Source organism: Ethanoligenens sp., from assembly GCF_047718355.1.
Taxonomy (GTDB): Bacteria; Bacillota; Clostridia; order Oscillospirales; family Ethanoligenentaceae; genus Ethanoligenens.
In genome coordinates, this window is record NZ_JBDNLG010000026.1 from 1 (window position 1) to 21,461 (window position 21,461).

At 53.0% G+C, this 21,461-nt stretch carries 19 protein-coding genes; 6 read left to right on the forward strand and 13 right to left on the reverse strand.

Going from position 1 to position 21,461, the window contains the following annotated elements:
* Positions 1 to 196 precede the first annotated feature (196 nt).
* From ABF463_RS05780 to ABF463_RS05795, 4 genes are all read left to right on the forward strand, one after another.
* Complete coding sequence (locus ABF463_RS05780; RefSeq protein ID WP_415532617.1) at positions 197 to 901, forward strand: YveK family protein; 705 nt, start codon at positions 197 to 199, stop codon at positions 899 to 901.
* Between the two features lie 14 nt (positions 902 to 915).
* Entirely contained in the window at positions 916 to 1,641 is a 726-nt protein-coding gene (locus ABF463_RS05785; protein ID WP_415532618.1) for a CpsD/CapB family tyrosine-protein kinase, read from the forward strand.
* 75 nt (positions 1,642 to 1,716) lie between these two features.
* On the forward strand, positions 1,717 to 2,421 hold the full coding sequence (locus tag ABF463_RS05790) for a sugar transferase (RefSeq protein ID WP_415532619.1): 705 nt from the start codon (positions 1,717 to 1,719) through the stop codon (positions 2,419 to 2,421).
* 153 nt (positions 2,422 to 2,574) lie between these two features.
* Entirely contained in the window at positions 2,575 to 4,197 is a 1,623-nt protein-coding gene (locus ABF463_RS05795; RefSeq protein ID WP_415532620.1) for an ABC-F family ATP-binding cassette domain-containing protein, read from the forward strand.
* A gap of 76 nt (positions 4,198 to 4,273) precedes the next feature.
* Here ABF463_RS05795 and ABF463_RS05800 read toward each other — a convergent pair whose 3' ends face one another.
* From ABF463_RS05800 to proB, 3 genes are read right to left on the reverse strand one after another with little or no spacing between them, the layout of a single operon-like run.
* A complete protein-coding gene (locus ABF463_RS05800) occupies positions 4,274 to 4,954 on the reverse strand; it encodes a hypothetical protein (protein WP_415532621.1) in 681 nt (226 codons plus the stop codon).
* A 10-nt stretch (positions 4,955 to 4,964) separates the two neighbouring features.
* On the reverse strand, positions 4,965 to 6,209 hold the full coding sequence (locus ABF463_RS05805) for a glutamate-5-semialdehyde dehydrogenase (protein WP_415532622.1): 1,245 nt from the start codon (positions 6,207 to 6,209) through the stop codon (positions 4,965 to 4,967).
* Entirely contained in the window at positions 6,206 to 7,027 is an 822-nt protein-coding gene (gene proB / locus ABF463_RS05810; RefSeq protein ID WP_415532623.1) for a glutamate 5-kinase, read from the reverse strand. The genes ABF463_RS05805 and proB overlap by 4 nt, the downstream gene beginning before the upstream one ends.
* A 198-nt stretch (positions 7,028 to 7,225) precedes the next feature.
* Here proB and ABF463_RS05815 point away from each other — a divergent pair, with 198 nt between their 5' ends.
* A complete protein-coding gene (locus ABF463_RS05815) occupies positions 7,226 to 9,355 on the forward strand; it encodes an ArnT family glycosyltransferase (protein WP_415532624.1) in 2,130 nt (709 codons plus the stop codon).
* An 87-nt stretch (positions 9,356 to 9,442) separates the two neighbouring features.
* On the opposite strand, the gene hydG is transcribed toward ABF463_RS05815, so the two are convergent.
* The 10 genes from hydG to ABF463_RS05865 all read right to left on the reverse strand — a co-directional run bounded on the left by hydG (position 9,443) and on the right by ABF463_RS05865 (position 20,571).
* A complete protein-coding gene (hydG, locus tag ABF463_RS05820) occupies positions 9,443 to 10,891 on the reverse strand; it encodes a [FeFe] hydrogenase H-cluster radical SAM maturase HydG (RefSeq protein WP_415532625.1) in 1,449 nt (482 codons plus the stop codon).
* A 48-nt stretch (positions 10,892 to 10,939) separates the two neighbouring features.
* On the reverse strand, positions 10,940 to 11,203 hold the full coding sequence (locus ABF463_RS05825; protein ID WP_415532626.1) for a TM1266 family iron-only hydrogenase system putative regulator: 264 nt from the start codon (positions 11,201 to 11,203) through the stop codon (positions 10,940 to 10,942).
* 436 nt (positions 11,204 to 11,639) lie between these two features.
* A complete protein-coding gene (gene argF / locus ABF463_RS05830; protein WP_415532627.1) occupies positions 11,640 to 12,542 on the reverse strand; it encodes an ornithine carbamoyltransferase in 903 nt (300 codons plus the stop codon).
* A gap of 50 nt (positions 12,543 to 12,592) precedes the next feature.
* Positions 12,593 to 13,789: an aspartate aminotransferase family protein gene (locus ABF463_RS05835; RefSeq protein ID WP_415532628.1), complete on the reverse strand. Its 1,197-nt coding sequence runs from the start codon at positions 13,787 to 13,789 to the stop codon at positions 12,593 to 12,595.
* Between the two features lie 133 nt (positions 13,790 to 13,922).
* Positions 13,923 to 14,783 carry an acetylglutamate kinase gene (gene argB / locus ABF463_RS05840; protein ID WP_415532640.1) on the reverse strand — a complete coding sequence of 287 codons (861 nt, stop codon included), beginning with the start codon at positions 14,781 to 14,783 and terminating at the stop codon, positions 13,923 to 13,925.
* A 26-nt stretch (positions 14,784 to 14,809) separates the two neighbouring features.
* Positions 14,810 to 16,030 (reverse strand): bifunctional glutamate N-acetyltransferase/amino-acid acetyltransferase ArgJ, encoded by a 1,221-nt coding sequence (gene argJ, locus ABF463_RS05845; RefSeq protein WP_415532629.1) that lies wholly within the window; start codon positions 16,028 to 16,030, stop codon positions 14,810 to 14,812.
* A 93-nt stretch (positions 16,031 to 16,123) separates the two neighbouring features.
* The gene (gene argC, locus ABF463_RS05850) at positions 16,124 to 17,077 is read right to left on the reverse strand and encodes an N-acetyl-gamma-glutamyl-phosphate reductase (RefSeq protein ID WP_415532630.1); all 954 of its coding nucleotides are present in this window, start codon (positions 17,075 to 17,077) and stop codon (positions 16,124 to 16,126) included.
* The gene (gene argH, locus ABF463_RS05855; RefSeq protein WP_415532631.1) at positions 17,074 to 18,459 is read right to left on the reverse strand and encodes an argininosuccinate lyase; all 1,386 of its coding nucleotides are present in this window, start codon (positions 18,457 to 18,459) and stop codon (positions 17,074 to 17,076) included. Before argH ends, argC begins: the two co-directional genes overlap by 4 nt.
* 30 nt (positions 18,460 to 18,489) lie before the next feature.
* Complete coding sequence (locus ABF463_RS05860) at positions 18,490 to 19,704, reverse strand: argininosuccinate synthase (RefSeq protein ID WP_415532632.1); 1,215 nt, start codon at positions 19,702 to 19,704, stop codon at positions 18,490 to 18,492.
* Positions 19,705 to 19,878: 174 nt separating this feature from the next.
* The gene (locus ABF463_RS05865) at positions 19,879 to 20,571 is read right to left on the reverse strand and encodes a hydrolase (protein WP_415532633.1); all 693 of its coding nucleotides are present in this window, start codon (positions 20,569 to 20,571) and stop codon (positions 19,879 to 19,881) included.
* 219 nt (positions 20,572 to 20,790) lie between these two features.
* Between ABF463_RS05865 and ABF463_RS05870 the strand changes: the two genes are divergently transcribed.
* Positions 20,791 to 21,297 (forward strand): flavin reductase, encoded by a 507-nt coding sequence (locus tag ABF463_RS05870; RefSeq protein WP_415532634.1) that lies wholly within the window; start codon positions 20,791 to 20,793, stop codon positions 21,295 to 21,297.
* Positions 21,298 to 21,461 lie beyond the last annotated feature (164 nt).

The window sequence follows — 21,461 nt, forward strand, 5'->3', positions numbered from 1 at the left end:
CTATTAAACCACCATAATTATCGCTTCTCCTATTGAAATTCTACAGCAAAATCATTATAATAAGTAATGTTTGCGGTTTAGTGGATATATAAAGCTTCTGCGTGGGGATCCACTGCTTGTGAAAATCAACGCGCGGGGATGCGCCTTTTATCCCAGACTGCATAGCATCGATAATGAAAGTTTTGGAGGTATTTTTTTGAACGAAACGGCTGAGACTGCTTCGCAAGAGTTGGATTTAAAACGTATTCTTATGATATTGAAAAAAGGCTGGCGGTTGGTCCTGGTTGTCGCCGTATTAGGTATGGCTGTTGGCTTTTGCTTTTCTAAATGGCTGATTGCACCGCAGTATGCCTCAAGTACCATGCTGGTGGTCAATGCTGCAAACACACAAAATACAGCGACTACCATCACGAACGACCAGTTGACGACTGCGCAGGAACTTGTCAACACGTATTCCGTCATCTTGGAAAGCGATACAGTGCTCGATCAGGTCATATCGGACTTGAATCTCAATACAGACGCCAATGCGTTGTCAAAGCGCATCACCGTTGAGGGCGTGAATCAGACACAGGTTCTCAAAATCACAGTCAGGGACGAGAATCCCCAAATGTCTAAAAATATAGCAAACGATATCGCACGTGTTGCACCCGATATTATCATCAAGACGGTTAAGGCCGGCTCGGTGGAAGTTGTTTCGGCTGCAAAATTGGAACTTAAGCCTGTTTTTCCGAATATCGCATTGTTTTCTGCAGGCGGTCTGTTAATCGGTTTCATTGGAGCTTTCATTGTGATCTTGGTGCGGGATTTGCTTGATAATTCGTTTGATTCAGATCAAGACGTTGAAGATCGTCTGGGAATCAGTGTTATCGGGGTGATTCCGATTATCAATACCAAAGAATAGGAGGGACGACAATCATGGCTTTAAGGCGAGAAAAAAAAGCAATTTCACAAGACGTGCTGTTGTCTTCCGGGAACGCTCCTTTTCAATTTATTGAAGCCTATAAGGTGCTACGCACAAATCTCCAGTTTTTTCCGATAGATGCGGTGTGTAAAAAGTTCTTGATTACCAGTTCTATCCCCGGCGAGGGAAAGAGTACGGTTGCGATCAATCTTGCGATCACACTGGCGGAGAGTCAGAAAAAGGTTTTACTGATTGACTTGGATCTGCGCAAGCCTATGATTAAGAACAATTTGAAAATCAAGGATGTGCGCAGCGGCGTTTCCTCTGTTCTAGCCGATCAAAAAAGTGAGGATGATTGCATAGTCTATCTGAGCGATATTAATCTATATGTCTTGACGTCCGGTCCGATTCCGCCAAATCCGGCGGAACTGATTGGCTCCGACCGGATGCGGCATTTGATGGATCGCCTGGAGCAAAAATTTGATTATATTTTGATTGATTCGCCGCCTGTTTCTGTCGTAACAGATGCTGCGCTGGCATCTAAACTGGTGCATGGCGTAATTTTTGTTTTAAAACAAAAGTACACATCGACGGATGTTGCCCTGCAGGCGCAGAATAATTTGAAAAATGTTAATGCAAAGATTGTTGGATGCGTCTTTAATGCGTTTGATGCAAAGAAAAGCAGTAAATATGCATTTGGTTACTACAAATACAAAGACTATGCGGACGCATATAAATGACGCAGAAACCAAGAGAGCCGGTTCGCGTGGCGGATTTGAAAAATGCAAGACTGCGGCATTTAAAGGGAAAAAGTAATGGGGGAAGATGTGACCGTACATAAGGACCGTGTTCTTATACAGGGGATATCCCACAATGACCATTCTGCTGTTCCCCAAAAGTCAGTTTTATCAGATAGCATATATGCATTTACGAAGCGGGTGTTTGATGTGTCCTGCGCATTGACAACCATCGTCCTTTGTTTTATTCCGATGCTGATGATTGCCATATGCATAAGGACTACATCGCCGGGAAAGGTTATTTTTAGGCAAAGGCGGGTTGGAAAAAATGGTAAACTGTTTACCATTTACAAATTTCGAACGATGGTCGACGGTGCGGAAAATCTTCGAAGGCATCTTTCTCCTAAGCAATATGACCAATATATAAAGGAACGAAAATTGACGGGAGACCCGCGCATCACTCCATTTGGAGGCTTTCTCCGCCGGTCTAGTTTAGATGAATTGCCACAACTTTTTAATATATTAAAAGGCGATATGAGTTTGGTGGGTCCGCGCCCGGTGGTGGTGGATGAACTGAAACATTATAAAGAAGATGTGTATGCCTATTTAGGCGTTAGACCGGGTTTGACTGGGATGTGGCAAGTAAACGGGCGAAGTACAACCACATACGCCGAAAGAGTGCAACTTGATGTGCGCTACTTTGAAAAGCACTCTTTTGGGGGAGACGTTTATTTAGTAGCACAAACTTTTGCGGTTGTTTTTAGAAAAATTGGCGCTTACTGAAGGCATTATTTTTGACTGGGAATCTGTCTAAACCGTCTTTGGATTAAAGCCGAGATCATCGGGTGAAAACCGTTTCAATGCGATTTCCGCCCGATTTTTATCGTATTGCATGCAACGCCCGTATTTTCGTATGAACGAAGAGAGGATTCTTTAATGATCACTGTTTCAAATGTCAGTTTGGCCTTTCAAGACAAAAAGTTATTTGACAATGTCAATCTGAAATTTACGCCGGGCAATTGTTATGGCGTAATCGGCGCGAACGGCGCTGGCAAAACCAGTTTTGTTAAGATCCTTTCGGGGGAACTGTCCCCTTCCAGCGGTGAGGTCATCGTAACAACAGGCGAACGCCTTGCGGTTTTGAAGCAGGATCATTTCCAGTTTGACCGATTCACGGTGTTGCAGACGGTGATTATGGGTCACAAACGGCTGTACGATATTATGCAGGAAAAGGATGCATTGTACGCCAAACCGGATTTCAGCGAGGAGGACGGGGAAAAAGCCGCCGCGCTTGAAAGTGAATTTGCGGAGATGGATGGGTGGAATGCCGAATCCGATGCAGAACGGTTGTTGACCGGTTTGGGTGTGGACGTATCTCTGCACGGCAAGACCATGCAGGAACTGGATGGAAACGAGAAGGTCAAAGTTTTGCTGGCACAGGCGCTGTTTGGCAATCCGCACATCTTGCTGCTTGATGAACCGACCAACCATCTGGACATTGCGGCCATCACCTGGCTGGAGAACTTTTTGCTGGATTATCCGAACACCGTCATTGTTATTTCGCATGACCGTCATTTCCTCAATAAAGTCTGCACACATATGGTCGATATTGATTTCGGGAAAATGAATCTTGTGGTCGGCAACTATGACTTCTGGTATGAATCGAGCCAGTTGGCCCAACGGCTGCTTGCCGAGCAGAACCGCAAAAAGGAGGAAAAAATCAAGGAACTGCAAACATTCATTGAGCGGTTTAGTTCCAATGCATCCAAGGCCAAGCAAGCAACTTCGCGGAAAAAGCTGCTGGATAAGATCACGCTGGACGATATCCGGCCGTCATCGCGGCGCTATCCCTATGTCGGCTTCACGCCGGAACGCGAGGCCGGGAAAGATATTTTATCGGTTCAAGGCATCAGCAAGACGGTGGACGGTGTGGAGCTGTTGCATGATGTGTCGTTTACGGTCAACAAAGGCGATAAAATCGTGCTTTCTTCCCGCAACGAACTGGCACGCACGCTGCTTTTCCAGATTCTGATGGGTGAAGTCGAGCCGGATAGCGGCAGTTTCAAATGGGGCGTAACCACCTCACAGTCTTACTTGCCGCGTGATGTGACTGCCTATTTTGAAGATCCCGATTTGACATTGATCGACTGGCTTCGCCAATATTCAGAAGACAAGCATGAAAGCTATGTGCGCGGTTTTTTGGGGAAGATGCTGTTTTCCGGTGACGATGCGTTGAAAAAAGCGCATGTGCTTTCGGGCGGTGAAAAAATGCGCTGCATGTTTTCAAAGCTGATGCTTTCCGGGGCCAATGTGCTGTTGCTGGACGATCCCACCAACCATCTGGACTTGGAGACCATTACCGCAGTCAATGAGGGGTTGAAAGCGTTTCCCGGCACGATGCTCTTTACCTCGCATGACTTGGAGTTTGTTGAGACAATTGCCAATCGCGTCATAGAGCTGACGCCCGCAGGCATTTATGATAAGCAGACGACATTTGCGGATTTTCTGGAAAACGAAGACGCACAGAAGCGCATTGCCGCGCTGTATGCCGAAGTGTAAATTGGTTCCAGCATCATATAACCCAAAGGGCCGGCGGTATATACCGCCGGCCCTTTGGGCTTGTTATGCCGTCATGCTATGTGTGCTGCACCGCTAAGATGGTATATGCCGGGCCGTCCCCTTGCAGGGTATACCGCATCGTTTTGACCGGTGCGGGCGGCACGACTGTGCCGTCGGGTCGCTGTGTCCACCCGGCGCTGGGGATATATCCGACCGTGACAACAGTAAGCGTGTCCTGCCGCATAACCCGTGTGACATGCGGTGTATAAACATTTTTCTGTCCGGTGACCGGTACGTCGTATACCTGCGTGTCTGCGCGGTAAACATAGGCAACACCGTCCACAGTAAACGTGTGGAACTGCGGCTTGGCATCCTTGCCAAAAAATGTACGGTAAACGGATAAAACACGGTCAGCCGGTATGGTTTCCCGGTTGTCCGATGTGTAGGCATACCGATTTTGTTGGGCGGCAAACCAGATTGCTGTTTTCAACATCCATTCCCGATCCGCATGAGCGAGGCTGGCGAATGGTTTGGGGTCTTGCGCGACTACCGGCGTAAGGTACTGCTCTAAAGTGGCCGCACCCTGCACGGATGCAGACGAAGTGCCATGCACCGCCGTGCGATTCCCTATGCTGCCGACACAGGCGAACGCTACAAACAACATCGCCGCGCCGGTTAACACCATTGCCGATCCAAACAAGCTCACGCGGTTCCGTCTGCGCCGTGGATGACGCCGGACGGTGCGCAGCCGCGTCATACCGGTCCCTTTAGCGAATCTGACCGGAGCCGTAGATCTGATATTTCACCGTCGTGAGTTCAGTAAGTCCCATAGGGCCACGCGCGTGCAGCTTCTGGGTGGAGATGCCAATCTCTGCGCCAAACCCGAATTCTTCGCCGTCGGTAAAGCGGGTCGATGCATTCACATAAACGGCTGCCGCGTCTACTTCCCGCATGAAACGCTCACTGTTGGCATAGCTTTCGGTGACAATGCATTCGCTGTGGCCGGAGCCGAACCGCGTGATGTGTGCGATGGCTTCATCCACACTGTTTACCACTTTCACTGCGAGAATATAATCCAAGAACTCGGTTGCCCAGTCGTCTTCCACGGCGGGTTTTACCGTCGAGCCCAGAATCGCCTGCACGGTTTCGTCTCCACGCAATTCGACGTGCTTGGTATCCAGCAGTGCTTTCGCTTTGGGCAGGAACGCGACCGCGATGTTTTTGTGCACCAGCAGTGTTTCTGCCGCGTTGCAAACCGATGGGCGCTGCGCCTTGGCATTAAAGATGATTTGCGCTGCCATATCTGCATCCGCGCTCTCGTCAACGAACACATGGCAGTTGCCCACGCCGGTTTCAATGACCGGAACAGTGGCGTTGTGCACAACACTCTGAATCAGTCCCGCCCCGCCGCGCGGGATGAGTACGTCCAGATATCCGTTCAACTGCATGAGTGCGGTGGCGCTGTCGCGTGACGTGTCTTCCACCACCTGGATGCAGTCGGCGGGCAGCCCGGCTTCCTGTAAGGCGCTGCGCATCACCCGTGCGGAGGCCAGATTGGAGCGGATGGCTTCTTTTCCACCGCGCAGGATGCAGGCATTTCCGGATTTAAGACAAAGGCTGGCGGCATCCACTGTGACGTTCGGGCGCGCCTCGAAGATGATGCCCACCACGCCAAGCGGTACGCGGGTCTTGAGGATGCGCAGACCGTTCGGACGTGTCCAACCCGCATCCAGCTTGCCTATGGGGTCAGGCAGGTTGGCAACTTGCTCCACACCTGCCGCAATGCCTCCCAACCGTTCATGTGTCAAGGTCAGCCGGTCGAGCAGTGCTTCGGTCAACCCGTTCTGCCTGCCTTCGGCTACGTCTTCCGTGTTCGCTTGAAGGATTTCGGCTTCCTGTGCGCGGAGCGCCGCCGCGATGGCAAGCAGCGCTTTCTCCTTTTGCCCGGATGAGGCCGCCGCGAGCACGTGGGCGGCAGCCTTCGCCCGGGTTCCCATTTCCTGTATTGTCATGCCGGGTTCCCTCCTGTCTGGGTTTTTGCGGGGAAATAGGTGCCCACCTGTTTCCCATCGAACAATTCATATAGTTTTTCGGGGTTGGCCCCGTCCATGATGACCATGTCGATACCGCTTTGCGTTACCAGTTCGGCGGCCTCCAGTTTGGTGACCATGCCGCCGGTGCCGAGCGGTGAACCCGCTCCGCCCGCCAATGCAAGGATACGCGCGTCCACCGATTCGACCACCGGGATGAGCCGTGCATCCGCCGCTTCGCGCGGATCTTTGTCATACAGGCCCTCGATATCGCTCAACAGCACCAGTGCGTCGGCCTGGATCAAAGTGGCGACTATGGCGGAAAGCGTGTCATTCCCGCCGAACGCCACTGCTTCCTCCTCGATTTCCTCGACCGCCACTGAGTCATTTTCATTGACTACCGGGATGACGCCGAGCGAAAGCAGGGAATTGAATGTATTGATCAGGTTCTGCCGCGTGTTGTCATGGTCGGTGATGATGCGCGTCATCAATATTTGAGCCACTACCTGCCCGTAGGACAAGAACAGCTTTTCATACAGGAACATCAACTCCACCTGCCCCACGGCGGCGGCGGCCTGCATCATTTGGGTCTCGCGCGGCCGCTCCGGCAGTTTGAGCCGTGCCGCGCCCACGCCGATGGCGCCGGAAGTGACCAAGATGATCTCTTTGCCGCTGTTCTTAAAATCCGAGAGCACCCGTACCAGCTTCTCAATGCGCCGGATATGCAATCTGCCGTTTGAATAGGTGAGCGTTGATGTGCCCACCTTGACCACGATTCGTTTTGCGTCCCGCAACGCCATGTGCTTCACTCGTTTCTTTTCGGTTTATTGCTCTATTATACCATATCCGCGCACGGGGGCACAGTCTGCTTTTGTATTTTCCAAAATGGGCTGCCGATATGCTTATTCACACATTTGCCACAATTCTGTGTTATCTTGTAAATCGGCGCTATTGCGCTTTATAAGTATGTTTGAAAGGGATTGAAGGGGTTTTACAGAATGGAGTACAGACTGCGCGGACGATGGAGCCGGAAACAAATTGTCCGGATCATTCTGGCGGCTTTAGCCGTTTTGCTGGCATTTGGTTTGAGCTTTTACAATTTTGCACAGGACGGGTATGGCAATCTATATTATTCGGCGGCCGTCAAAAGCATGACCACCAGCTGGCATAACTTTTTCTTTCTCTCTTTCGATTCCGCCGGATTTGTCAATATTGATAAGCCGCCGGTGGCATTTTGGGTGGAAGCGGCATTTGCGAAAGCATTTGGATTCCACAGCTGGACACTGCTGCTGCCGGAAGCGCTGGAAGCCGCAGGTTCCGTTCTCATCCTGTATCATCTGGTTAAAAAGGCATTTGGGTTTGCGGCGGGGTGGTTGTCTGCCATCTTGCTTGCTATCACGCCAATTTTCATCGCGGCGGCACGCTCGAATAACCCTGACGCCATGTTGGTGTTGGTGTTGGTGCTGACGGCGTGGACTGTTACGCTTGCCGCCGAGACCGGTCGTATCCGCTATTTTCTGCTCACAGCCGTCTGCGTAGGTGTGGGTTTTAATACCAAGATGCTGGTGGCTTATCTGATTCTGCCGGCATGCGTGCTGGTGTACCTATGCGCGCGCGGCATCCGGTGGCGGCGCAAGGCACTGCATCTTGCCATGGCGGCAGCAGTGTTAGTAGTGGTGTCGTTTTGCTGGGTACAGGCGGTTGACCTTACCCCCGCCGCCGACCGTCCTTATGTGGGCAGCAGTGCGGACAATACGGAGATGAACCTTACTTTTGGGTATAACGGGTTGAACCGTGTCTTTGCTCAAGGGAGGCCATCGATGGACAGCAAGTTGGATCGGCGTCGTGCGGATGGGATTTCCATGTCGCCGAAGCGCTTTAATGTGGTAGATGATCGTGCAAACAGGAACGGCGGCACCTTGCAACGCGATGCGCCCGGCTTCCTGCGTATGTTTGACTTGTACGTGGGCGAGCAGATCGGCTGGTTTCTACCGCTTGCCGTTGTGGGTGCGGCGGCGGCGTTCGTTTACATACTGGGGGTGGAAAAGGAGCGGCGGCAGTCCAAAATCATTGCATTGCTGCTCTGGGGCGGCTGGTCGGCCGTAACAGTGGTGTTTTTCAGTTTCTGTCAGGGGTTGACACACCGGTATTATCTCAATGTGATAGCACCTGGGCTTGCCGCACTGGCTGGCATCGGTCTTTCCTGTGCGGTCAAGCTGGCACTGCAACAGAATAAGTGGTGGAAGTCGCTGTTTCTGCCGGCCGGGCTTATCCTAAGTGCCGTTTTTCACTTGACCCTCATCGCGCATTATCCCGCATGGTTTCGTGTGCTCTGGCCGCTGGATGCCGTCTGTATTGTTTTGGCGGCAGCGCTGCTGCTCTTGTGCCGTTTCCGTGCGCGCTGGATGCGGCCGCGCATATTTCTCGGCGGGGTAGGCTTGGCGTTGGTCTGCTTGTTGGCAGCGCCGTTTATGTGGTCGTTCACTACGGTGCTTGTGCATGTGAGCGGATCGGATGCGGCGGCGGGGCCGGCATTGCTGCGCAATCAGCATGGCGTACAATTCCCCTCTGTTTCCTATATGGTAAAGCGGATGAAGGGCGAGACAGCGGACCCCAAACCGTCCACATATTATCAGAGGTTGGAAACCTATCTTGAGCAGCATCAAGATGGTGCGACCTATCTGGCTGCCGTGCCAAGCGCCCCCCTCGCGGAAACACTCATCATCGATACTGGCAGACCGGTCATGGCTATTGGCGGTTTTAACGGCACCAACCCCATCCTCACGTTTCATGCGTTTCAGTCGCTGGTGGCGAATGGGAAAGTGCGGTATTTTTTGAGTACTTCCGCACCAGTCGGTCTTTCCAATATCAAGACGTACATCACCGGCCACCGTGCCGCTGATGCAGCTGACAAGCACAATACAACGCAGCGGACTTCAAGACTGTCCTCTTCTCGCCGTAGCGGCGGTACCAGCCATGATAATCCCAATATGCAAATCTATGCATGGGCGGCGGAAAGCGGCAAAAATATTCCGGCAAGCGTCTATTTGGGAGAGGGCAAATCAGACCCGCAGCACGCTTTGCTGTATCACCTTTCGCAGGAAAAAGCCAAAGCCATGCAAAGTTAAATGGATAGCCATAAAAGACCAAGGCGGCCAACACCTTTTTAGGGGTGCTGACCGCCTCGGCTTTTTATATGGGGAGATTGCCGTTTATCAAACCCGCAGATCGCGTTCCCCATTTTCCAACCGCTGTAGATTGTCCCGTATCGTATCGTAGATTGGTTCACCTTTGAAACGCTCTAAATGGTCGGCAATGATTTGTTCGCCCTTCTTGCGTGTCTCTGGGCTTGCGTAATCAAGCAGGTACTCCTTGAATGTGAACATCGCGTTTGGAATACAGAAATGGTGTACAAATTTGGACTTGGCCAATCCCATAAATTCCTCACCGGTGCGTCCGGCGCGATAACAGGCCGTACAGAATGACGGAATATTGCCCATGGCGCCTGTTTCCAATACCACGTCGTCCAGTGAACGAGTATCGCCCAGTGAAAACTGTTCCTTGTCAGGCAACGCATTGGCATCTTTGCGCCCGTAGCCGCCTACACCAATACGGGTGCCGCCGTCGATTTGTGAAACGCCAAGCGGCAGCACCGCGTCCCGCACTTCCTTGGTTTCGCGCGCCGTACAGATCATGCCGGTATATGGCACAGACAGCCGGATGATGGCAACCAGTTTTTTAAAGTCCGCGTCGCTGACCGCATATTCCGGATGGTCAGAGAACGGCGTGCCGGTCGCGGGCGTGATACGCGGGAAAGAAATGGTATGCGGTCCGACGCCGTTGAATGTCTGTTCCAAATGAATGGTGTGGTACAGCAGCGCCATGACCTCAAAACGCCAGTCGTACAGGCCAAACAGCACGCCAATACCCACATCCCCAAGCCCCGCTTCCAGCGCGCGGTCCATGGCGTAAAGCCGCCAGCGGTAGTTTCCTTTTACAGTATTGGCTGGATGCAGATTGCGGTAGGTTGCGTGGTGATATGTTTCCTGAAATACCTGAAATGTGCCGATGCCCACATCTTTTAAGCGGCGCAGTTCGGGAACAGACAGTGGCGCGGCATTGATATTGGCGCGTCGAATCTCCCCGTTCCCCTCTTTGACGCTGTAAACCTTTTCAACGGATTTGCAGAGGAAGTCAATGCCGGTAGACGGCGCTTCCCCATAGACCAGCACCGTGCGCTTCTGCCCCTCGCGGATCATTGTGCGCACTTCCTGTTCAATTTCGTCCATCGACAATGTTTTGCGGTGCATCATGTGGTTGCTGCGGCGAAACCCGCAGTACTTACAGTCGTTGGCGCATTCATCGCTGATATACAGCGGTGCGAAGAAGACGATACGGTCGCCGTAAACCTCCTGCTTGAGTTGGTTAGCCAGGGCGTACATTTCAGTAAGCGTTTCGGGGTCGTTGTTCTGAAGCAGGATGGCGGTTTCCTCCGGTTCCAGGCGGATGGTCTTTTTCGCCTTTTCCAGCACTGCACGCACTGCTTCCTTGGTTGGCTTTTCCGCCGTGTGCAGTTGTGACCAGATCTTGTCGTCGTCTATAAAATCATGGTCCAGCCGGTCGTAGGCGGCCATTTCCTGTTCGTATTGTTTGACAGAATCCATTTTAAAACTCCTCCACTGCATAGGTAAAACGGTATGGTTCGAAAGGCATCAAGGCGCATCCGAGCGGCTTTTCGCCAATGCGGTCTTAACAGTTACATGGGGGATGCGCCCCAGTTTGCCGGTCATAGCGCTGATTAAGTCATTTTCACCGTCTACAATAAGGGAAATGACCGACACCCCGCGTTCCCGATACGGGATGCCCATCCGCCCCACAATCAGTTCCGCATAATAATGCAGAACCGTGTTGATCGGTGCCGCCGCATCCAAATCTTCCACTACAATCCCCACCACGCCAAGACGTTTGTCTTCCAAGTGAAAGCTCCTTTCTCTGCCGCGACAAAAAGCGCCCTTTCCCATTGGGAAAAGGCGCAAAAAGCACAAAGCTTCAGCGTTTCTTCCCGCGCGGGAACACAGCCACACGGTCAGCAATCATTTGGTTGCCACGTTCCCCCAAGCCGAAGTGCCGGACAAAGCGGACACTTCTTCACAGGGAAAGGCAACGTTCATATCTATTATAACAAATCCATGCAAAAACACAACTTTTTTGTGGATTCATCCAGTGGCATTGTCTGAGGTGTATTGTAATATGGTTTTATTTTTCTGAGTTTTTAATTGTAAAAAGCAAGACGATCCCAACCATTTTTCAGAAGGGTTGGGATCGTCTTATTTCTTCCTGCCTTTTACGGAAACACTGTTGGGAGTGAACTGTTTTGAACACTCACTCTTTATTCCGACTCCAATCGGCGGGTCAGCCCATCAACAGAACCATAACGGCTTTCTGCGCGTGTAGGCGGTTCTCGGCTTCCTCGAAAATCTCGTCGGCATGCGCTTCAAACACCTCCGCCGTGATTTCTTCGCCGCGGTGCGCAGGCAGGCAATGCTGCACCATTGCGTCCGGTTTTGCCACCGCCATCAGTTCCTGGTTGACTTGATAGCCGTCAAACGCTTTGCAGCGTTTGGCTGCCTCCTCTTCCTGCCCCATGGATGCCCAGACATCCGTGATGACAACGTCCGCATCCTTGGCGGCTTCCAGCGGGTTATGCACCAGCGCAAACCCACTGTGTTTCTCCGCGAAGGCAAGCACCTCCGCATCCGGTTCATAGCCTTGCGGCGAGGCGACAGAAACCTGCATCCCGACTTTCAACCCGCCAACAATGAGGGAATTTGCCATGTTGTTGCCGTCCCCAATGAAGCACATTTTCAGCCCTTCCAGACGGCCCTTGTGTTCCCGCACCGTCATTAAGTCGGCCAGCACCTGGCAGGGATGGGCAAAATCCGTCAACCCATTGATGATCGGGATAGAAGCGTTGGCTGCCAGTTTCTCCACTTCTTCTTGTGCAAAAGTGCGGATCATAATGCCGTTTAGGTAGCGGGACAGCACGCGCGCGGTATCCTGCACCGGCTCACCGCGCCCAATCTGTGACTCCTTGGAGCTTAGAAACAGTGCGTGTCCGCCCAACTGGTACATGCCTGTTTCAAACGAAACCCGTGTGCGGGTGGATGCTTTCTCAAAAATCATACCCAATGTTTTGCCTGCAAGGCGCGGATGGGCAATCCCGTGCTTGAGTTCATATTTCAGCTGGTCGCCAAGATTGAGGATGTTGAGAATCTCCTGTGACGACAGATCGAGCAGTTTCAGTAAATGTTTCATGAGCATTTGCCTCCTGTATCATACATGCAGCGTGCGGCTTTGCCGTCGCATTATTGGGCGGTGCTGGCTCGCAGGTGATTGAGGACCCCCGCGAGGATTGCAAGGCCTTTGTCAATTTCCTCTTTGGTGATGACCAGCGGCGGCAGCATACGCAGCGCTGTTTTGGCGGTGAGGATGAGCAGACCTTGTTCGCCCGCCAACACAGCGGCTTGCTTGCTGTCCACACCGGTTACTTCGAACCCAATCATCAGTCCCAGCCCGCGGATGCTGTGGACACCCGGCAGTTTTTCCAATTCTGAACGGATATAGTCAGCTTTCTCGCGCACACTTTGCAGAAATTCCGGCTTGGATACGCGCGTGAGCACTTCAATGGCGGCGGCGCAACAGATCGGCGTGCCGCCGAAAGTGGTGGCATGGGTGCCGGGGGTAAATGTGTCCTTGCATTTTTCACCGCTGAGCACCGCGGCCATCGGCAGACCACCGGCAAGCGCTTTGGCACAAGAAACAACGTCCGGCTTTACGCCAAAATATTCAAATCCAAACAAATGACCGGTGCGCCCGATGCCGCACTGCACTTCGTCGAAGCAAAGCAGCACGTCTTTTTGTTTGGCAAGCTGCGCAGCTTTTTCGACGAACGCTTTTTCCAGCGGGTAGACGCCGCCTTCTCCCTGCACAGCTTCCATTAAAATAGCACAAACATCATCGGTGACGGCCGCTTCCAGTGCTGCCGTGTCGTTGGCTTCGACAAAGCGGAAGCCCTCGTTGAACGGGAAGAAATAGTTATGGAACACGTCCTGTCCCGTTGCAGATAATGTCATCACGGTACGTCCGTGAAACGAGTTTTTCAGACAGACAACCGTATGACGGCCTTTACCGTACTTGTCAAAGCTGTATTTGCGCGCCAGCTTAATCAAACCCTCGTTGCTTTCCGCACCGGAATTGCAGAAAAACACACGAGAGAATCCGCTGCTTTCGCAGAGCAGTTTGGCGCATTGCGCCTGCACCGGGCTGTAATACAGGTTGGAGATATGTGCCAGCTTGGCAGCCTGCTCCGATACGGCCTTGACCCAGCCCTCGTCGGCATAGCCGAGCGCGTTGACGCCAATGCCGCTGCCAAAATCGATATAGGTCTTCCCGTCCACACCGGTAGCCGTCGCACCTTTGCCGCTTGCCAGTGCTACATCAAAACGGCCGTAGCTATGCATGACATATTGGTCATAATCCGCTTTGGTTTGTGTGAAATCCATGGGAATCACTCCTTGTTCTTTTCTTATACTGATAAAACGACCGTGCTGACATTTTAAAATGTATCGCAAAATATCGTATGTTTGATTGAATGCCGCACGCAACCTGTCTTGGGGTTGAGGTCCATCGTGCGGTTTATAAAAACATGGTGCCAATGCCGCTGTCCGAAAACATCTCGACCAGAATCGCGTGTGTGCGCCGCCCGTCGATGATATGGGCCCGGTTCACCCCGCGCCGCACTGCCTCCACACAGCAGTCAATTTTGGGAATCATGCCACCGGAAATAATGCCCTGCCGGATAAGGTTGGGCACCTCGCTGACATTTACCACGGGGATGAGGGTGCTGTCGTCGTCTTTGTTGCGCAGCAGCCCACGGATGTCGGTCAGCAGAATCAATTTTTCCGCGCCCAACGCGGCGGCAATACGGGCTGCGGCGGTGTCGGCGTTGATGTTATAGACCTTGCCGTCTTGTCCGGCGCCCATGGTGGCGACCACCGGGATATAACCGTTTCCGAGCGCATCGTTGATGGGGGTTACGTCCACATTGGACACCTGCCCCACCTGTCCGAGGTCGACACCGTCCTCAAACAACCGCTCCGCTTCGATCATACCGCCATCCAGCCCGCAAAGGCCGATTGCCCGCCCGCCTTTGCGCTGCAAGCTGAGGACAAGGTCCTTGTTGACCTTGCCGCCCAACACCATCTGCACAATGTCCATGGTTTCATGGTCGGTGTAGCGCAGGCCGCCGACAAACAGACTTTCTTTGCCGATTTTGTCCAGCATATCGGTGATTTCCGGTCCGCCGCCGTGCACCAGCACGACACGGATACCCACCAGCGACAGCAGCACCAGATCGGTCATGACCGCGTCTTTTAGCTCACCGCTCACCATTGCGTTGCCGCCGAATTTGACCACGATGGTCTTGTTGTTATATTGTTGGATATATGGAAGCGCATGTACCAGAACCTGCGCTGTTTCGTGCTCCGAAATCCCCATGGCTGTTTGCTCGCCCCTATCGTTTTTCACGTCCTGTAATCTCCGTTGATCTTGACATAATCGTATGTCAGGTCGCAGCCCCAAGCGGTCGCAGATGCCTCGCCGGTATGCAGATGGATGAGGATGTCGATTTCATCCTGTTTAAGGACGGCGGCAGCCGTTTCCTCTGAAAAAGGAATGCCCGCGCCGCCACGGCAGACTTCGACGATGCCGGTATGAGAAGAGAACGTTACATCCACCTTAGTCACATCCACCTCCGCGGGTGCATAGCCGATGGCACAGAGCACACGCCCCCAGTTAGCATCGGCACCGAACATCGCGGTTTTGACTAGGCTGGAACCGATGACCGATTTGGCCACGGTACGCGCGGTCTGCACGTCCGCCGCGCCTTCTACCAGACACTCCAGCAGTTTGGTTGCGCCTTCCCCGTCGCCTGCCACTTGGCGCGCCAAAGACACCAACACGGTTTCCAGCGCTTCCGTAAAGTGTGCATAATCCGCGTTTTCTGTGGTAATAGACGGGTTTCCGGCCAGACCGGAAGCCAGTACAGACACCATGTCGTTGGTGGATGTATCCCCATCCACCGTCACCATGTTAAAGCTTTTTTCCACACCGGCAAGCAGGGCTTTGTGCAGCAGAGCCATGTCGATATCCACATCGGTGGTGACAAAACAGAGCATCGTCGCCATATTCGGGTGAATCATTCCGGAACCCTTTGCCATGCCGCCCACATAACAGGTCTTGCCGCCCAACTCAAATGCCACGGCAACTTGCTTGGGACGGGTATCCGTGGTCATGATGGCCTCTTCCGCCGCATCTCCGCCGTCCACAGACAGCTGCGCCGCCAGTTCCCCAATGTGATCGCGGATGGGCGTGATTGGCAGCACCTGCCCGATTACGCCGGTGGAGGCAACAATCACATCTTCCGGTGCGATGTGCAGCGCGTTTGCTGCCAATTGACACATCTGGGTGGCCTTTTCTTCCCCGTCGGCATTGCAGGTGTTGGCATTCCCGCTGTTGCAGATGACCGCGCGCGCCGTACCGTTGGCCAGGTGCTGCTGGGTCACCAAAATAGGTGCGCCTTTGACTTTGTTTTGCGTGTAGGCTGCCGCCGCGTTACAGGATTTTTCTGCAAACAGCAAGGCCAAATCCCTCTTGGATTTGTTCTTGCGCAGGCCGCAATGGATGCCGCTCGCGGTGAATCCCTTCGGGGTGGTCACGCCCCCTTTGATTTGCTGTATCTTCATATCCATTCTTCTTTCGTTTGATTGCGTTTCCGGGCAAATGCGGCAAAGTGCGCCGGCGAGTTGCCGCACACTTTACATCAACTAAAAAGCAGGTTACGCACGCAGGCCCGCCGTTTCGTCCAGACCGAGCATTAGGTTCATGCATTGCACCGCCGCACCGGATGCCCCTTTGCCCAGATTGTCCAGCCGCGACACGACCAGAATTTCCTCATCATGTCCAAACACGAACAAATCAAGCCGGTTGGTGCCGTTTGCGCCATCCGCACCGAGATAGCAGCCATCGAATGACGATTGGTCATCAAATGGCATGACGTGGATGAATGGTTCCTCATGGTAGTATGCCGCATAATAGTCGCGCAGTGCGGCCGCATCCAAATCTTTTTTGAGAAGTTCGCGCCGCAGCGGCAGCAGCACCAGCATTCCCTGCCGGAAAGGGCCGACCATCGGCGTGAATAGCGGCGGTTTTTCCAGCCGGTTGACCGCCTGCATCTCCGGCAAATGCTTGTGGTGCAGCCCCAGCGCGTATAGCCGCGGGCTTTTTAGCGCCGGATCGGTCTTCCGCGTGTCCTCATACTGCACAATCATCGCTTTGCCCGCACCCGAGTACCCGGAGACGGACTGTGCCACCAGCGGATACTCGCCGGCGATGATGCCACCCGCGCGCAGAGGATACACCGCCGCGTTGAAACCGGTGGCGTGGCAGCCCGGTACAGCCACCCGCCGTGCGTTTCGAATCTTTTCACGCTGGATTTTTTCCAGTTCTGGGAACCCATATATCCAACCAGACGAAACGCGATGGGCGGTGGAAGCGTCGATTACCCGCACATCGGGGTTTTCAATCAGCGCCACCGCTTCTTTCGCCGCGGCGTCCGGCAGGCAGAGAAAGACGATGTCTGCTGCGTTTAGGCAGGCCTTGCGCGCTTCTGGGTCTTTGCGCTTTTCCGGGTCGATCTCTATCTGTTCAATGTCTTCACGCGCGGCAAGGCGGCTGTCCAGTTCCAAACCGGTCGTGCCATGCTGCCCGTCAATAAAAACTTTGTATTTCATGCTTGCCTCGTCCCTTGCAGAAAAGTGTGCAGTGCGGCAAGTTGCACTTCCACCGAGGAAAGCCCGGGACCACCCTGCGAAACACGCCCGTTCACGCAGGTGTCCAACCCGATAGCGGTGAACACGTCCTCCGCAAACAATGCGCTGTGCGCTTTAAATTCGTCCAGCGTGAGGGCTTCCAGCGTCTTTCCATGTTCAATGCAGTAGGCCACCAGCGTACCGGTAATCTTGTAGGCGTCGCGGAACGGCATTCCCTTTTTGGTGAGGTAGTCGGCGCAGTCGGTGGCGTTGATGAAGCCGCCCGACGCCGCCCGCCGCATATTTGCGGGCAGCACACGCAGGGTTGCCAGCATTGGCGCAAAAGTGGAGAGGCAGAGTTTGACGGTGTCAATTGCGTCGAAGACCGCTTCTTTGTCTTCCTGCATATCCTTATTATAGGCCAGCGGCAGACCTTTCATCGCTGTGAGCAATCCCATCAGGTCGCCGTAAACCCGCCCGGTCTTACCACGCACCAGTTCCGCCACATCCGGGTTTTTCTTTTGCGGCATGATACTCGAACCGGTGGCATACGCATCATCCAGCTCAATGAATTTAAATTCCCACGAGCACCAAAGGATGATTTCCTCTGAAAAACGCGAGAGGTGCATCATCACCATGGACAGCGCCGAAAGCAGTTCGATACAGGCATCGCGGTCGGCCACGCCGTCCAGACTGTTGGCGGTCGGCGCGTCGAATCCGAGCAGTTCCGCCGTGCGCGCACGGTTGATGGGATGCGTTGTGCCCGCCAATGCCCCGCTGCCGAGCGGACATTCATTCATTCGCTTGGTGCAGTCGGTTAAACGGGTGTAGTCGCGCATGAGCATCTGCGCGTACGCCAGCAGGTGGTGCCCAAATGTGATGGGCTGCGCGCGCTGCAAATGGGTGTAACCCGGCATGACCGTGCCCTTGTTGGCCTGTGCCTGCTGTTCCAATGCGGTAAGCAGCTCCGCTACCAACTTTTGGAGGGCGGTGATCTCCCCACGGAGATAGAGCCGCACATCCAGCGCGACCTGATCGTTCCGGCTGCGCGCGGTGTGCAGGCGTTTACCGGCATCGCCCACGCGTTTGGTCAGCTCGGCTTCGATAAACATGTGGATATCTTCAGCTTCGGGGTCGAACGGCAATTTACCGTCCTCAATATCCGCAAGAATGCCGTTAAGCCCGCCGATGATAGCAGCTGTCTCGTCGCTGGTCAAAATGCCTTGCTCTCCCAGCATGGTGGCATGGGCGATGCTGCCCAGTATATCTTCCCGATACATGCGCGCGTCAAAGGAAATAGATGAATTGAAATCGTTGACGCGGCTGTCGGTGTCTTTTGAAAAACGTCCCGCCCAAAGTTTCACTTGGTAAACCCCTCCTGTCGCCGCCTTGGCTTATTTCCCGTGTTTCTGGTTCAGTTTGGCGCGCACGGAGAGCGGCAGGCCGAACAGGTTGATGAATCCGCTCGCGTCGTTCTGATCATATACATGATCCTCGCCGAAAGTCACCAAGTCCTCGTCATAGAGCGACCACGGGGAGGTGACGGACGCGTTGCTGATGTTGCCCTTGTAGAGTTTGAGTTTCACGTCGCCGGTCACGGTCTTCTGTGTTTCATCCACGAACGCGGAGAGCGCTTCGCGCAGCGGGGTATACCATTTGCCGTCATAGACCAGCTCTGCAAATTTCTGTGATACCAGTTCTTTGTGGTGGGCGGTGTCGCGGTCAAGGGTAATGGTTTCCAATGCTTGATGCGCGTGATAGAGGATGGTGCCGCCCGGTGTTTCATACACGCCGCGTGATTTCATGCCCACCAGACGGTTTTCCACGATATCAAGCAGACCGATGCCGTTTGCGCCGCCGAGTTCGTTGAGCTTGGTCACCATTTCAACCGCACCCAATGCTTCGCCGTCCACCGATGTGGGGATGCCCTGTTCAAAATGCAGGGTTACATAGGTCGCCTTGTCCGGCGCTTTTTCCGGGGAGACACTCATTTCCAGAATGTCATCGTATTTCGGTTCGTTGGCGGGGTCTTCAAGGTCAAGGCCCTCGTGGCTGAGGTGCCATAGGTTTTTATCTTTGGAGTAGCTGGTCTCGCGGGTGATGCGCAGGGGAATCTTGTGCGCCTCCGCATAGTCAATCTCCTCATCGCGGGACTTGATGTCCCATTCACGCCAGGGCGCGATGATAGGCAGGTCAGGGGCGAATGCCTTGACGGTCAGTTCGAAACGCACCTGATCGTTGCCTTTGCCGGTCGCACCGTGTGCCACAGCGTCTGCCCCTTCTTTGCGGGCAATCTCCACCAGGCGTTTGGCAATGATCGGGCGGGCAAACGAGGTGCCCAGCAGATAATCTTCATATTTTGCACCGGCTTTGAGGGTGGGCCAGATACATTCTTCCACAAATTCTTTTTTTAAATCTTCAATGTACAATTTGGATGCGCCGGTCTTTTTTGCTTTTTCATCCAGTCCGGTAAGTTCCGCACCTTGTCCAACGTCTGCCGACATGGCAATGACTTCGCAGCCGTAATTCTCTTTCAGCCACGGAATGATGATGGACGTGTCCAATCCGCCCGAATAGGCCAAAACCACTTTTTTGTATGTTTTTTTCATATAGATAAACCTCCGGATAATATTTTAACTGATATAGGGGGCCTGTTTTAGGCTGTGCATATTAGTATACACCATTTCTGCATAAATTCAAGCATTTTTGAATAATTATGCATTCTCGGGATAGCTTTGTGACAGTTGATGATTTCGCACCATATCTCAGGTGGTTTTTGGCAGTTATTCCTCCAGCCGGCTGCCTTTTACTTCCTGCGGGTGGGAGCGGTAACGGCGCATGATGCCGGCAAGGATCTCTGCACTGGACGGCGGGGTCCAGGTGATGGCATTGGCACCAGCGCGAATGGTTTCCAGAATGCTCTCGTTCGTAGGGCCGCCGGTGGCAATGATGGGCAGTTTGGGATACTGTTCGCGGATAGAAGCGACGATTCGGGCGGTGTGCGCTCCGCCTGACACATTGATGATAGACGCACCGGATTCCACACGCTGAGAGACATCACCGTCGGAAACGGCCGTCACCACCACCGGCAGATCAACTGTTTCACAGAGCAGAGCGATCACATCGTCGGGTGTAGGCGCGTTGACGACCACGCCCATGGCACCTTGAAATTCCGCATTCAGTGCGTTGTTGATGACGCGCTTGCCCATTGTGATGCCGCCGCCTATGCCGCAGAACACAGGAATATCTGCCGAGAGCATAATGGCTTGCGTGATGATGGGCTGGGGTGTAAAAGGATAAACCGCAATCACGGCGTCGGCATTCACGTTACGGATGACCGAGACGTCGGTGGTGAACACAAATGACTTCAGTAATTTGCCAAAAATTTTAATGCCGGAGGCTTCCCGAATACTTTCCGGGACTTTGAGCATATGTTTACGTAGGTTGCCCTCAAATTCAGGAATAAATGGCTCCATCCGTTTCCTCCTTTAGCCGTGTAGAGTATCGCAATTCTTTATTATTATAGCATGTCCGTCTGTGAAATCTATCGAAAAATCGAATTTTGCGGGTCTTTCAAGCCACATTGCCCGCAAAAGGCGGAACAGGCCAATTCTATAAAGTTGCATTTGCATAAGTGAATATGCTACTATATAAAGACAAAACAGTTTTGATCGAATGATTAAGGAGAATATATCATGGCTGCACTGCATGAAATTGCACCGGAAGAAATTTCCGAAAATGTATTTGACTTGATTGGAAAGCAATGGGCGTTGGTTACTGCCGGAACCAAAAATCATTTCAACACGATGACTGCCAGTTGGGGCGGGCTGGGTGTTCTGTGGGGCAGTCCGGTGGCCTTTATCTTTGTACGCCCGCAGCGGTATACCTTAGAATTTTTGCGGAAGAATACCGGATTTACACTCAGCTTTTATGATGAGAGCTATCGTAAGGCGCTGAATCTGCTCGGCACCAAGTCTGGGCGCGATGGCGACAAGGTTGCTGAGGCTGGGATGACCCCTGTTTTTGCGGATGGCACGACCTATTTTCAAGGAGCCAAGCTGGTTCTGTTCTGTGAAAAAGCGTATGTAAGCCATTTTGCTCCTGAAAATTTTGTTGAAAAAGAGACAGTTGCCAAATGGTATCCGAATCAGGACTTTCACGATGTGTTGGTTTCAAAAATCACAAAAGTTTTAAAGGCATAAAAACGTCGCACCTGACATCGTTTCGATAGCAGGTGCGGCGTTTTCACGCAAACCTATCGGCAACACATGAAGGGTTCGCGGCGAATAATGCGCGCACCCCTAGGGCGGTATATTGTAGGTTTGGTGTTGGCCAGGGCCGGTGTGTTTTACACCTATGAAGCGGG